Below are 13,011 nucleotides of genomic sequence, written 5' to 3' on the forward strand. Positions count from 1 at the left end.
CCTCAACCTCCGCCAGGAAGCGGCGCGCGCGTATCGACCAGCTTTCGTGCCCGCAGCTCCTGCCAGAATGCCGGCGGCACCGCCTTCTCGGACATCGCGATGTTGTCGGCGACCTCGGCGGCATTGCGCGCGCCCATCACGGCGACCGTCACCGCCGGATGGGCCATGCAGAATTGCAGCGCGGCGGCTTTCAGCTCGGTGCCGTGCCCGCGGCAAAGTTCGTCGAGCTCCAGCGCGCGTGCCACGAGCGCAGCATCAGCATCCTGATAGTTGAATTTCGCGCTGGCCCGCGGATTGGCCAGGATGCCGCTGTTGTAGATGCCGCCGAGCAGGATGCCGATATTGCTGGCCTGGCAGAGCGGAAACAGCGCATCCAGTGCGCCCTGGTCGAGCAGCGTGTAGCGGCCGGCGAGCAGGAAGCAGTCGACCGGCACGGCCTCGGCGAAGCGAGCCAGCATCCCCGACTGGTTCATGCCGGCGCCGATCGCCTTCACCGTGCCGTCCTCGCGCAGGCGCTGGAGCGCGCGGAAGGCGCCGGTGACGGCATCGTCATAGTGATCGTCGGGATCATGCACGAGCAGGACGTCGACGCGGTCGAGGCCGAGGCGCTGCAGGCTCTCCTCCACCGACCGCATCACGCCGTCATAGCTGAAATCGAACACCGGCCGCTCGCGCGGCGTGCCCTTGTAGTGCTCGTCCTCCGGCGCAGCATTGTCCGGTGCGCGCAGCAGGCGGCCGACCTTGGTCGAGATGGCGTAGGAGTCGCGCCTCTGTTGCCGCAGGAAGGCGCCCAGCCGCCGCTCCGCGAGGCCGAAGCCGTAAAGCGGGGCGGTGTCGAAGAATCGGACACCGAGCGACCAGGCGCGTTCAATCGTCGCTTGCGCATCGGCATCGCTGACGGGCGAGAACAATCCGCCGAGCGGGGCTGAACCGAGGCCGATCGAGGTGACATCGAGAGCGCCGAGCCGCGACCTTTTCATTCCCATCGCCTTCAGTCGTCGTCCATTCCAAATCATCTCTCCCGCTTGCGGAAACCGCAAGCGGGAGAGGCATGCAGAAGCGCGGGGCTGGGCAGCGCTCCTACTTCAACATCTTCGCGACGTTGTCCTTGGTGACGAGATCGAGGCCGGTGTAGACGATCTCCGGCACCTTCTCGCCCTTCTTGATGGCGAGCAGCGTGTCCATCGCCTTCTCGCCCATCTCGAACGGACGCTGGCCGACCAGCGCATTGGCATAGCCGTCACGCAGCAGCTCGAGCTGCATCTTCAGCGTATCGGCGACGACCAGCGTGAACTTGCCGGAATCGATGTCCTTCTTGTTCCTGCTGGCGAAGGCCTTGAAACCTTCGGGCGCGAACATCGGCCAGCCGCCGATCGGAACGATGGCGGCGAGATCCGGCGTTGCGGTGCGCATGTCCGTCATCTGCTGGACCGCGAGCGCGGGATCGTCGTTGCAGAAGCTCGGCGAACCCGCGACCTCGGTCCATTTCGAGCCCTTCAGCGCCTCGCGCACGCCGTCGACACGCTCGGCCAGGTTCTTTGCGCCGGGACCGCCGGAGACCATCGCGTATTTGCCGCCGTCAGGCCGCAATTTCAGCAATTCCTTGCCGAGGGCCAGGCCGAACTCCTTGTTGTTGGTGCCGATATAGGCGATGCGCTTGGAGCCCGGCGCGTCGGCATCGAAGGTGATGACCGGAATGCCGGCGGCGGTCGCCGCCTCGATCGACTTGGTCATGGCCGCGACGTCCGCGACCGAGATGGCGAGACCGTCGACCTTCTGCGTGATGAAGTCCTGGATGATCTGGGCCTGGTTCGCCGGCTCATGCTCGACCGGTCCCTTGTAGATGCACTCGATGTTGCCGAGCTCCTTGGCGCGCTTCAGGCAGCCGTCGCGCGAAAAATCGAAGAACGGATTGTTCATCGCCTTCGGCACGATGACGAAGCGGTAGTTCGCAGCAAATGCCGGCGTCGCCATCATCGCGACCGCGATGCCGGCAAGAAGCAGTTTCCTCATTGTCTCCTCCACTCTTGTTGGTGCCTATCCCCTCGAAAGCCCCCGGGAAGCGGATAGGCGACGTTTTCCTTGCCTTCCCGAGATGTCGTCATTTCAGGTCATCCGCGAGCGGACGCGGTCGACCAGCACAGCCAGAATGATGATCACGCCGACCAACGTCTGCTGCCAGTACGAGGAGACCTGGGCCAGCACGAGGCCGTTGCGGATCACCTCCAGCAGCACGCAGCCAACGATGGCCCCGAGCGGACCGCCGATGCCGCCGGCGAGATTGGCACCGCCGATCACGGCCGCCGCGATCACGTTGAGCTCGTAGGACATCGCCATGTTGGCCGGCGCCGATCCGAGCCAGCCGGAGATGATGATGCCCTGCAGGCCCGCGGCGAGCGCGCAGATCACGTAGACCTCGATCTTCACCCGCACCACCGGAATGCCGGTGAGCTCGGCCGCCTTCTCGTTGCCGCCGAGCGCAAAGACGTGGCGGCCGAACGAGGTGTGGTGCAGCACCACCGCCATGGTCAGCGCCAGGATCACGAGATAGATGAACGGCGCCGGCACGCCGAGCACGTCACCGGACGTGAGCGCATAGAAATAATCGGCGTCCGGCCCTCCCGGGAAGCTGCCGCGTCCGTTGGAGACGACATAGCCGAGCCCGCGCACGATCGAGAGCATGCCGAGCGTGGTGACGAAGGGCGACAGGCCAAGCACGGCGATGCAGAAGCCGTTGACGAGGCCGGCAATCAGCGCGACGCCGAGGCCGGCGAGGATCGAGATGAGCAGGATCAGCCCCGGAACATTGGCGAGCACGGTCTTGCCGTCGGCCGCCATGTGCACCAGCGGCGATCCGGGCGCCGACAGCTCGGTCATCACCATCGATGTGATCATGGCGGAAAAGCACATCATCGATCCCACCGACAGGTCGATGCCGCCGGTGATGATCACGAAGGTGACGCCGAGCGTCGCGATGGCGATGAAGGAAAAGTTCTTCGCCACGTTCTGCATGTTGCCCTGGGTGAAGAAGTAGGGGCTGGCGAAATGCATGATCACCAGCAGCACCGCCAGCGCGAGCAGGACGTAGCCGGTCTGCGAGGCGAAGATGCCGCGCTGCCACCACCTGATCTTGCCGACATTGGTGAAGCTGATCGGGGATTCCAAGGGCATGGCCATCACGCCGCCTCCTTCGCACCGGTGATGAGGGCGGTGACCTCCTCGGGGGAGGTCTGGTGAATCGACTTGTCGGCGCGCTTCTCGCCGCGCCGCATGACGACGACGCGGTCGCATACGGCGAACACGTCGGGCATGCGGTGCGAGATCAGCATCACGGCGACGCCCTGCTCCTTGAGCCGGTGGATCAGGCCGAGCACCTGCTCGACCTGACGCACCGAGATCGCGGCGGTCGGCTCGTCCATCATCACCAGCCGCGCATTGGACAGCCGGGTGCGCGCGATCGCGACGGCCTGGCGCTGGCCGCCCGACATCTGCCTGACGAGATCGTCCGGGCGCGTCTCCGAACGCAGCTCGCCAAACAGCTCGAGCGCGCGCGACGCCATCGCCTTGTGATCGAGCAAGGCGACGGGTCCGAACCTTCGCTTCAGCTCGCGGCCGAGGAAAACGTTGGCGGCGGCCGTGAGATTATCCGCCAGCGCGAGATCCTGGTAGACGACCTCGATGCCGACGGCGCGGGCATCGACCGGCCGGTTGAAATGCACCGCGCTGCCGGCAAAGCGCATCTCGCCATGCGTGGGGCGGAAATTGCCGGCGATGATCTTCACCAGCGTCGACTTGCCGGCGCCGTTGTCGCCCATCAGGCCGACCACCTCGCCGGGCCAGACCTGCATATCGACATCGTGCAGCGCGCGGATCGCGCCGAACTCCTTGCCGATGCCGGTGAGCTCGAGCACCGGTGTCGCGTCAGTCTTCGTCATCAGCGGCGTTTCCTCAGACATAGCGGTTGACCAGGGATTCCAGATATTCCTGCCGGCCCGAGCGCGGCTGCGGATCGAAGCCGGGAGACATCGCGCGGTCGGCGAGATCGGCGAGCGAACGCTGGCCGCCGAGAATGGCGCGGCCCTCCGGGCCGGCCCAGCCCTCGTAGCGCTTTGCGAGCGGCGCGCTGAGCGCGCCGGCGTCGAGCATCTCGGCGGCGGCGAGGAAGGCGCGCGCACAGGCATCCATCGAGCCGACATGGGCATGGATGAGATCATCGGGATCGATCGACTGGCGGCGGATCTTGGCATCGAAATTGAGTCCACCCGTGGTGAAGCCGCCACGGTTCAGGATCTCGTGGAACACCAGCGCCAGCTCCGGCACGTTCATCGCGAACTGGTCGGTGTCCCAACCGAGCAGATCGTCGCCGCGGTTGATGTCGAGCGAGCCGAACACGCCGAGCGCCTCGGCCAGCGCGACCTCGTGATGGAAGGAATGGCCGGCGAGGATGGCGTGGTTCTGCTCGATGTTGAGCTTGACGTCCTTGAGCAGGTCGTAGCGTTCGAGGAAGCCGTAGCAGGTGGCGACGTCGAAATCATATTGGTGCTTGGTCGGCTCCTTCGGCTTCGGCTCGATCAGCAGCGGGCCCTTGAAGCCTATTTTGTGCTTGTGCTCGACGACGAGCGAGACGAAGCGGCCGAGCTGGTCGAGCTCGCGCTTGAGATCGGTGTTGAGCAGCGTCTCGTAGCCCTCGCGTCCGCCCCACAGCACGTAGTTCTGCCCACCGAGCCGGTGCGTCACCTCCAGTGCGGCACGGACCTGGCCGGCGGCATAGGTGAAGATGTCAGGGTCCGGATTGGTGGCCGCGCCCGCCATGTAGCGGCGGTGCGTGAACAGGTTCGCAGTGCCCCAGAGCAGGCGAACCTTGCTCGATGCCATCTTCTGCTCGAACAGATCGGCGATGGTGTTGAGGTTGGCGACGGACTCGGCGAGCGAAGCGCCCTCCGGCGCCGCATCGACGTCGTGGAAGGTGAAGAAGGGGACGTCCAGCAGGCGGAACAGCTCGAAGGCGGCATCGGCCTTGGCGCGGGCCATCGCCATCGCGTCGGTGCCGTGGTGCCAAGGCCGCAGGAAGGTCTCGCCGCCGAAGGGATCGCCACCCGGCCAGCAGAACGAATGCCAATAGCAGACCGCAAAGCGCAAGTGATCCTCGAGCCGGCGGCCATGCACCAGGCGGTCCTTGTCGTACCAGCGGAAGGCGGGCGCACCTTCGGCCTCCTTGCCGCCGAAGGCGACGGGTGCACTTGCATCGAAGAATTTGGCTGGCGCGTTCACTTAAGGCTCCTTCAATGCGGGATAAAGCGCGCGCCATCGCCGATGGGCCTCGTCATAGGCCGCAGCGACGGACGGGCGGGGTGTGAAGCTTGCGAGCCGCCGCGGGCGCGTGCAGACGTCCGCGGGGTTCTCGCCGGTCGCGGCGAGCCGGCCGAGCCGCGCAGCGCCGAGCGCGGCGCCGACCTCGCCTTCCTCGACGCGGTGGACGGGCATGCCGAGCACGTCGGCGCAGATCTGCGCCCATAGCGGCGAGCGCGAGCCGCCGCCGACGAGATCGACCTCGCTGATCGGCCCGCTGGCTGTGCCCAGCGCCGCCAGATTGTCGCGCGCGGCAAAGGCGACGCCTTCGAGCACGGCCTGCACGATCTCTGAACGCCCGGCCGCGCCGCGCAGGCCGACGAAAGCGCCGCTGGCGGCGGCATCGTTGTGCGGCGTGCGCTCGCCGTCGAGATAAGGCAGGAACTGGACCGTGCCAGGTGCATCGACGCGCTCGCCGAGCGGCGCCAGGAGCGCTGCGGCGGGTGTCTCCATCACCCCGGCGAGCCAGGCGAGTGAGGCTGCGGCCGACAGCATCACGCCCATCTGGTGCCAGAGGCCGGGCAGCGCGTGGCAGAAGGCATGCACGGCCGAAGCCGGCGCCGGAGCGAAGCGATCGGTGACGCGGAACAGGACACCCGACGTTCCCAGCGACAGGAAGGCATCGCCCGGCGCGATGGCGCCGAGCCCGATCGCGCTGGCCGCATTGTCGCCGGCGCCGCCCGCGACCACGACATTTTTCGCCATGCCCCAGCGCTGCGCGTATTCAGGCGCGAGCACCGCGCTCACCGCACTGCCCTCGACGAGGCGCGGCATGTGGTGCAGATCGAGCCCGGTGGCATGCAGCAGCAGCGCGGACCAGCGCCGCAGGCCGACGTCGAGCCACAGCGTGCCTGACGCGTCCGACATGTCCTCGACCATCTCCCCGGTGAGGCGATAGCGGACATAGGCTTTCGGCAGCAGCACCTTTGCCACGCGGTCGAAGATCTTCGGCTCGTGCCGTGCCACCCAGAGCAGCTTCGGCGCGGTGAAGCCGGGCATCGCGAGATTGCCGGCAATCGCGTGCAGCGAGGGACAGCGCCGCTCCAGCGCGGCGCATTCGGCCTGCGAGCGGCCGTCGTTCCAGAGGATGGCCGGACGCAGCGGCCGGCCGTCCTCGCCAAGCAGCGTCGCGCCGTGCATCTGACCCGACAGCCCAATGCCGCGCACCTGCGCAACCTCGCGCGGATGGCGCGCGGCGAGATCGTCGACGGCGCCGACGGCCGCATCGACCCAGGCGTCGGGATCCTGCTCGGACCACAGCGGCGCCGGGTGCGACAGCGCAAGCTCGCGCGCCGCCGTCGCGACAACCGCGCCGGCTTCGCTCACGAGCACCGCTTTCACACCGGACGTGCCGATGTCGATCCCGAGATACAAATCGTCCTCCCTTTCGCCTGCCTCGGGAGAGCGATCTTGCGTCGCTTTTCCCCGCTGGCGGTCCCGTTTCCAAGTTCACCTGCCGCTAGGGCAGATTGTCCCGCATCACGATGTCGATCCGGATCTTCTCCTGTTCACTCAAGATCGGCTCGCCGCGGGCGAGCGCGAGCAACACGCGGACGGCCGCGCGCGCTTCATGTCCGGGGTTCTGCGAGATCGCGGCATCCATCACGCCCTGCAGCAGCAAGCGGCGGGTCAGCGCGGTGACGTCGTGCCCGACGAACACCACCTGCTTGTCGCGCCCGGCCGCGCCGGATGCCTTCGCGTTCTGGGCCTTGTCGTTCAGCGCTTTGGCGACGCCCTGCGTGCCGGCGCCGACGTTGTAGAGACCGACGATGTCGCCATGCTTGCCGAGCAGCCGCGCCAGCAGCTGCTCCGAACGATCATCTTCATCGCGCCCTTCCAGCACCGGCAGCACGCTGAGATCGGGGAATTCCGTCGCCATCACCTGGTTGAAGCCGAAGATGCGCTCGGCATGGTCGCGCAGGCCCTGCGAGCCCGCGATGATCGCGACCTTGCCGGACCTCTGGCCGACCAGGCGCCCGACCAGCGCGCCGGCGGTGCGGCCCGCGGCGATGTTGTCGATGCCGACATAATGGTGGCGGCGCGAGGACGGCACATCCGAGACCAGCGTCACGACCTTGGCGCCGGCATCGACGAGGTCATTGATGGCGGCGCGGACGCTCGGATGGTCCAGCGCCACCACGGCGACGCCGTCATAGTCGCCGGACAGCGCCTCGAGCGAGGCCGCGAGCGCGGCGGGCTCGAACACGTCGGTTGCGATCATCTCGACATTGAGGCGGCGGGCCGACAGCCAGCCCCCCATCTCGCCGAGATAGGCCTCGATCTGCTGCATGAACGGGTTCGAGCCCGACGGCATCACGAAGGCGAAGCGGCGGGCCCGGCCGCGCGCGAGCTCGGCGGCCGCCACATGCGGCTGGAACGAATTGCGCGCGATGGCGTCCTTGACGCGCCGGACCGTATCCGGGCGGACCCCCGGCCGGTTGTGCAGCACGCGATCGACCGTGGCGAGGCTGACACCGGCCTCGCGGGCGATGTCCTTCAGCGTCAGCACAGTCGGGCTCAGGGTCTCGGCCATGGCTGAAGGCTAGCAGAGGTGTTTTGAGGTACGCAACTCATTTGATGAGGGGATCGGTCTTTTTGCTTCCCCTTACTGGAACGGCTCCGCGAGCGGACCGTTGTCGGGGCGTGCATAACGACATCACCCATGATTCCGGCGAGGGGCTGAGCCCGACGCTCGAGCGCAACATCCAGGCGCTGGTGGCGCGGCGGCGCCGCGAGCAGCAGGCGGCAAGCGGCCAGGACAAGGTCGCGGACGCGATCACGGCCTTCACCGGCAGCATGATCTTCGTCTACCTGCACCTCGCCCTGTTCGGGTTCTGGATCATCGCCAACCTGCATTGGATTCCGGGGCTTGCCGCCTGGGACGAGAGCTTCGTCATGCTGGCGATGATCGCCTCGGTGGAGGCGATCTTCCTTTCCACCTTCGTGCTGATCTCACAGAACCGCATGACGGCGGCGGCCGACAAGCGCGCCGATCTCGATCTCCAGATCAGCCTGCTCGCCGAGCACGAGCTGACCAAGGTGGCCCGCCTGCTCACCCAGGTCGCCGAGCGGCTCGACGTCAAGCCGGACGCGGAGCGCGACCTGCAGGAAGCGGCCCGGGACATCGCGCCCGAGCGCGTGCTCGACAAGATCGAGGAGACGCGCTCTTAAGCTATCGGCGGTCCAGCGCCGACAGCTCCAGCGTCAGGAACAGGCTGTTAGGATCCTCGACATAACCTTCGAACGGGCCGCATGCGACGAAACCGTGCGCCAGATAGAGTGCGTGTGCCGGCTTGAAATAGTCCCACGAGCCGGTCTCGAGGCTGAGCCGCGTCATGTCGCGCGCGCGGGCTTCCGCGATGATGTGGCGCAGCATCTGGCCACCATAGCCGCGCCGGCGCGCGGTCTGCAGCGTGTGCATCGACTTGACCTCGCCATGGCCAGCCGAAAGCGTCTTCAGCGCGCCGGTCGCGACCAGCGTCTCGCCGTCCCAGCCGGTCCAGAATGCGACGTCGGGTGCACGCAGGCCCGCGAGATCGAGCGCATGGGCACTGCCCGGCGCCGTCTGCGCCCGCGCAGCAGCAACGTGGTGATCGAGCAGCGCGACGACGCGCGGATCATAGGTGTCGCCGGTCCGGATCTGCATCGTGCTCGTCTCCACGCTTTGCCCTCACATCTTGCCGTAGGACGCGCCGCGCCTGACGATGATGACGTAGCGCGCGTCCTGCTTGGTTTCGTTCTCGAAGATCACCGCGCGCATCACGTCGAAATCCAGACAATCGCCCTCGCCCAGCCGCACCGCCTTGGCGTCGATATGCACGGCGATGGCGCCCTCCAGCATCAGGAGCTGCTGGGTGAAGGCGTTGCGGCCCCAGGGGCTGTAGGAGACGCGCGCGCCGGCGGGAAGGTCGACCACGATGATCTCGATGCCGCTGGCCGCATCCGGCGGCGAGGCGTGCCGCCGGCGATAGCCGCTGTCGGGGTCGCGCCAGAGCGGCTGGTCCGCCAGCCGCACCAGGCGCTCCGGCGGCTTCTCGGCGAGCGCGACGACATCGCTGAGCGTGACGTCGAGCGCCGCGCAGAGCTTGTTCAGCAGCGCCGCCGTCGCACTGCTCTGCGCCCGCTCCACCCGCCCGATCATGGCCCGGCTGACGCCGGAGCGGCCTGCAAGCTCGTTCAACGTCATGCCCGCCTGCGTCCGCAGCGTCTTCAGGCGCCGACCGATGGCGCGATCGAGTTTTTGCTGGTCCATGGGTTTCATCCGAACATCGCCCGATACGAGGACCGCATCCGCCGGGGTGAGAGAAGCTTAGCGCGCGGGGAGGCACACGCCGGGAGCGGCAGTCCAATATATTAGAAATTTTGCGCAGGCCGTACGCCCGATTAGGATGCACCCCAACCACAAAAAATCGGAGGCGACGAATGGATGGCCCGACGCAGCGGAGGATCAAAGCCAACGGCATCAGCCTCAATGTCGCCGAGCAGGGCGACGGGCCTATGGTGCTGCTCTGCCATGGCTTTCCGGAAGGCTGGTACTCCTGGCGGCATCAACTCGAGGCGCTGGCGGCGGCTGGCTACCACGCGGTCGCACCGGATATGCGCGGCTACGGAAAGAGCGACCGGCCCGAAGCGATCGATCAATACACGATCCTCCATATGGTCGGCGATCTCGTCGGCGTGCTCGACGCGTTCGAGGCAAAGGACGCCGTCATCGTTGGACATGACTGGGGCGCGACAATCGCTTGGCACACGGCGCGCCTGCGGCCCGATCGCTTCCGGGCCGCCGCGATCCTCAGCGTACCGTATCGGCCGCGCAGTCCCGTGCGGCCGACGAGCGTCATGCCGCAGACGGCGGATGCGCAGTTCTATCAGCTGTACTTCCAGCAGCCAGGTATCGCCGAAGCGGAGTTCGAGCGGGATCCTCGCGCAACGCTCGGCGCCATGCTCTTCGGCGGCTCCGGCGAAGGGGCGGCCGCGATCCGCGCCAATGCCGAGCGTCAAGGGCGGACCGTCGCGGTCGGCATGGTCTCCCGAAAGGACGGCATGCTGCCGAAGGTGCCGGTGCCGCTTCCGTCCTGGCTGAGTGCCGCCGAGCTCGACCACTACGCTGCCGAATTTGCGCGCAGCGGCTTTCGCGGGCCGCTCAATTACTACCGAAACATCGATCGCAATTGGGAGCTGATGGCAGCATTCGAGGGCATGCAAGTGGTGGTGCCCTCGCTCTTCGTCGCCGGCGACCATGATATGGTCATCGCCTTCCCCGGTGCCGCCGAACATCTCGCCAACATGAAACAATGGGTGCCGCAGCTGCGCGAAATCAAGATGCTGCCCGGCTGCGGACATTGGACGCAGCAGGAGCGGCCGGCGGAGGTGAACGCGGCGATCGTCCAGTTTCTGAGAAGCCTGCCGAACTAAGGGCTGGAGCGGGCGAAGGGAATCGAACCCTCGTATGCAGCTTGGGAAGCTGCCGTTCTACCATTGAACTACGCCCGCGATGTGCGCTTTGCGCCCCTCTTGATTAGCCGAGACGGCGCCTGCCGCCAAGCGGTTTGGCGCGACGAGCGGGGCGGTTGTTAACGTCCTGATAAGATTCCAGGTGCGCCGGATTGTGGCGGTGTTATGATCGCTTCTCCGGGGAGAAACGTGCACTGAGTGGGGCGTGTGCATGGTGGGGCGGGCTTACGCGATATTCGATACGGCCATCGGCCGTTGCGGCATCATCTGGAGCGGCACCGGCGTGGTCGCCGTGCAATTGCCGGAGGCGCGGGAGATCGACACCCGCCGCCGGATTTTCCAGGTCCATCCCGAGGCGCGAGAGCAGCGCCCGTCCGAGAACGCCGAGCTTGCGATCGAGGGCATCACGGGCCTGCTGCAAGGTCACGATCCCGACTTCTCCGAGGTCAGCCTGGACGCCGGCGGGGTGCCCGGCTTCGACCGGCGCGTCTACGAGTACACCTGCAGCATTCCGCGCGGAGAGACACGCACCTATCACGAGGTCGCCCGAGCGCTGGGCGCCTCCGGCGCGTCCTATTCCGTGGCGCAGGCGATCGCGAAGAATCCCTTCATGCTGATCGTGCCCTGTCACCGGGTGCTGGAGGCTGGCAATTACACCGACCGGCTCTCGCCCTATGGCGGCGTGATCTCGAAGCGGCGGCTGCTGGCGCTCGAAGGCGCCCATCCCGTCGCCAGCAAGACCTTGTTCGAAGTGCTGCTGCCGGTTGCTCCGCCCCGCGCCCCTACCTAAATAGGCGGCATGCACGCCACCACGTTGCTGACGACGCCCTCGATCACGGCTTCCGAGTTTCGCTGCGATGCGGGACCGGACGACAGGCCGTTTGCGGAATGCCGCACCGGCCATTCCATCGCCTATGTGCGCTCCGGCAGCTTCGGCTGCCATTGCCGCGCCGGCTTCTTCGAGCTGGTGGCGGGCTCGATGCTGATCGGCGCCCCCGGCGAGGAATACACCTGCACGCATGAGCACGTGTCCGGCGACGTCTGCCTCGGCTTCTTCTTCAGCGAGGATTTGGTCGACGCCCTCGGCGGGCGGCGCGAGGTCTGGCAGATCGGCGCAACGCCGCCGCTGCCCGAGCTGATGGTGCTGGGCGAGCTGGCCCAGACGGCAGCAGAAGGCAACAGCGATCTCGGCCTCGACGAGATCGGCCAGATCCTGGCCGGCCGTTTTGTCGACGCCGTCTCGGGCAAAGCGCGCAAGCCGGCCACTCCCACCGCACGCGACCGCCGCCGCGCGGTGGAGGCGGCGCTGTGGATCGACGATAACTCGCATGCCGAGCTCGACCTCGAGCAAGCAGCCAAGCAGGCGGGATTGAGCCCGTTTCATTTCCTGCGGCTGTTCTCGGCCGTGCTCGGTGTCACCCCGCATCAATATCTGGTGCGCTCCCGGCTGCGCCACGCGGCACGGCTGCTCGCTGACGAGGACATCGCCGTCACCGATATCGCCTATGACGTCGGCTTCGGCGATCTCTCCAATTTCGTCCGCACCTTCCATCGCGCCGCCGGCGTGTCGCCGACCAAGTTCCGGCAGGCGTCGAAGGGGGAGCGCAAGATTCTCCAAGAGCAGCTTGCCCTCAACTGACTAGGGTCGTCTCCGGCGCGTGCCCTTCGCGGCACGCTTCTTCGCAATGGAGACGAACATGTACGACCACATCGGATTGCGCGTTGCCGACCTCGACGCCGCCACGCGCTTCTACAGCGCGGTGCTGGCGCCACTCGGCTTTGTCCTGTGCTCGAGCGGCGACGGTTATGCCGGCTTCGGGCCGAAGGGCGAGCCGGCGCTGTGGCTGCACCTGAACAAGGGCCGCAAGGCAGATGGTGCGCATATCGCGTTTCGCGCCAAGGATCACGACGCAGTCAAGGCGTTCCATAGCGAAGGGCTGAAGAGCGGCGGTCGCGACAATGGCGGCGCCGGCCCACGCAGGGATTACAGCCCGACCTACTACGCCGCGTTCCTGATCGACCCTGATGGCAACAATGTCGAGGCGGTTTGTCCGTAGAGGCGCCGCCGCGCACGAGCACTTGTAGCAACCATTAAGTTGCGGCGGTATTTTCACGCCAGGGCGTACCTCGGGCAACAACGGTGTTGGCGTAGATAAGGAGCTTCCTGGCGCAAGCGATCAGGGCGACGCTGTGCGCTTTTCCTGCGGC

At 66.8% G+C, this 13,011-nt stretch carries 14 protein-coding genes and 1 tRNA gene; 5 read left to right on the top strand and 10 right to left on the bottom strand.

Annotated elements, in window-relative coordinates:
* Nucleotides 1-2: 2 nt before the first annotated feature.
* The 7 genes from I6F28_RS33755 to I6F28_RS33785 form a co-directional block, all read right to left on the bottom strand.
* Nucleotides 3-980, bottom strand: coding sequence for an aldo/keto reductase (locus tag I6F28_RS33755; RefSeq protein ID WP_225113049.1), 978 nt, complete (start codon nucleotides 978-980; stop codon nucleotides 3-5).
* Between the two features lie 100 nt (nucleotides 981-1,080).
* Nucleotides 1,081-2,013, bottom strand: a complete 933-nt coding sequence (locus tag I6F28_RS33760) for a sugar-binding protein (protein WP_057028437.1) — start codon at nucleotides 2,011-2,013, stop codon at nucleotides 1,081-1,083.
* Between the two features lie 93 nt (nucleotides 2,014-2,106).
* Nucleotides 2,107-3,177 carry an ABC transporter permease gene (locus I6F28_RS33765; RefSeq protein ID WP_036020476.1) on the bottom strand — a complete coding sequence of 357 codons (1,071 nt, stop codon included), beginning with the start codon at nucleotides 3,175-3,177 and terminating at the stop codon, nucleotides 2,107-2,109.
* A complete protein-coding gene (locus tag I6F28_RS33770) occupies nucleotides 3,177-3,935 on the bottom strand; it encodes an ATP-binding cassette domain-containing protein (protein ID WP_225134331.1) in 759 nt (252 codons plus the stop codon). The genes I6F28_RS33765 and I6F28_RS33770 overlap by 1 nt, the downstream gene beginning before the upstream one ends.
* 13 nt (nucleotides 3,936-3,948) lie before the next feature.
* On the bottom strand, nucleotides 3,949-5,271 hold the full coding sequence (xylA, locus tag I6F28_RS33775; RefSeq protein WP_225143205.1) for a xylose isomerase: 1,323 nt from the start codon (nucleotides 5,269-5,271) through the stop codon (nucleotides 3,949-3,951).
* Nucleotides 5,272-6,723, bottom strand: a complete 1,452-nt coding sequence (gene xylB, locus I6F28_RS33780) for a xylulokinase (RefSeq protein ID WP_225143207.1) — start codon at nucleotides 6,721-6,723, stop codon at nucleotides 5,272-5,274.
* 85 nt (nucleotides 6,724-6,808) lie between these two features.
* Nucleotides 6,809-7,882, bottom strand: coding sequence for a LacI family DNA-binding transcriptional regulator (locus I6F28_RS33785; RefSeq protein ID WP_225143209.1), 1,074 nt, complete (start codon nucleotides 7,880-7,882; stop codon nucleotides 6,809-6,811).
* A gap of 110 nt (nucleotides 7,883-7,992) precedes the next feature.
* Here I6F28_RS33785 and I6F28_RS33790 point away from each other — a divergent pair, with 110 nt between their 5' ends.
* On the top strand, nucleotides 7,993-8,520 hold the full coding sequence (locus I6F28_RS33790; RefSeq protein WP_225112990.1) for a DUF1003 domain-containing protein: 528 nt from the start codon (nucleotides 7,993-7,995) through the stop codon (nucleotides 8,518-8,520).
* A 1-nt stretch (nucleotide 8,521) separates the two neighbouring features.
* On the opposite strand, the gene I6F28_RS33795 is transcribed toward I6F28_RS33790, so the two are convergent.
* Together I6F28_RS33795 and I6F28_RS33800 are read right to left on the bottom strand one after the other, a co-directional pair.
* On the bottom strand, nucleotides 8,522-8,995 hold the full coding sequence (locus tag I6F28_RS33795; protein WP_225143211.1) for a GNAT family N-acetyltransferase: 474 nt from the start codon (nucleotides 8,993-8,995) through the stop codon (nucleotides 8,522-8,524).
* A 24-nt stretch (nucleotides 8,996-9,019) separates the two neighbouring features.
* A complete protein-coding gene (locus tag I6F28_RS33800) occupies nucleotides 9,020-9,601 on the bottom strand; it encodes a helix-turn-helix domain-containing protein (protein WP_225143213.1) in 582 nt (193 codons plus the stop codon).
* A gap of 170 nt (nucleotides 9,602-9,771) precedes the next feature.
* Here I6F28_RS33800 and I6F28_RS33805 point away from each other — a divergent pair, with 170 nt between their 5' ends.
* Nucleotides 9,772-10,764, top strand: coding sequence for an alpha/beta fold hydrolase (locus I6F28_RS33805; protein ID WP_225143215.1), 993 nt, complete (start codon nucleotides 9,772-9,774; stop codon nucleotides 10,762-10,764).
* Between the two features lie 4 nt (nucleotides 10,765-10,768).
* Here the strand turns inward: I6F28_RS33805 and I6F28_RS33810 are convergent.
* A tRNA-Gly gene (locus I6F28_RS33810) sits at nucleotides 10,769-10,842 on the bottom strand.
* A 172-nt stretch (nucleotides 10,843-11,014) separates the two neighbouring features.
* Between I6F28_RS33810 and I6F28_RS33815 the strand changes: the two genes are divergently transcribed.
* Genes I6F28_RS33815 through I6F28_RS33825 form a run of 3 tightly spaced genes read left to right on the top strand, consistent with a single transcriptional unit; the run spans nucleotide 11,015 to nucleotide 12,860 of the window.
* Nucleotides 11,015-11,593: a methylated-DNA--[protein]-cysteine S-methyltransferase gene (locus I6F28_RS33815; RefSeq protein ID WP_225143217.1), complete on the top strand. Its 579-nt coding sequence runs from the start codon at nucleotides 11,015-11,017 to the stop codon at nucleotides 11,591-11,593.
* A gap of 9 nt (nucleotides 11,594-11,602) precedes the next feature.
* On the top strand, nucleotides 11,603-12,442 hold the full coding sequence (locus I6F28_RS33820) for a helix-turn-helix domain-containing protein (protein ID WP_036020435.1): 840 nt from the start codon (nucleotides 11,603-11,605) through the stop codon (nucleotides 12,440-12,442).
* Between the two features lie 58 nt (nucleotides 12,443-12,500).
* Entirely contained in the window at nucleotides 12,501-12,860 is a 360-nt protein-coding gene (locus tag I6F28_RS33825; protein WP_192893047.1) for a VOC family protein, read from the top strand.
* The last annotated feature ends 151 nt before the right edge of the window (nucleotides 12,861-13,011 follow it).

The organism is Bradyrhizobium sp. NBAIM14 (genome assembly GCF_020193895.1).
Lineage (GTDB): Bacteria > Pseudomonadota > Alphaproteobacteria > Rhizobiales > Xanthobacteraceae > Bradyrhizobium > Bradyrhizobium yuanmingense.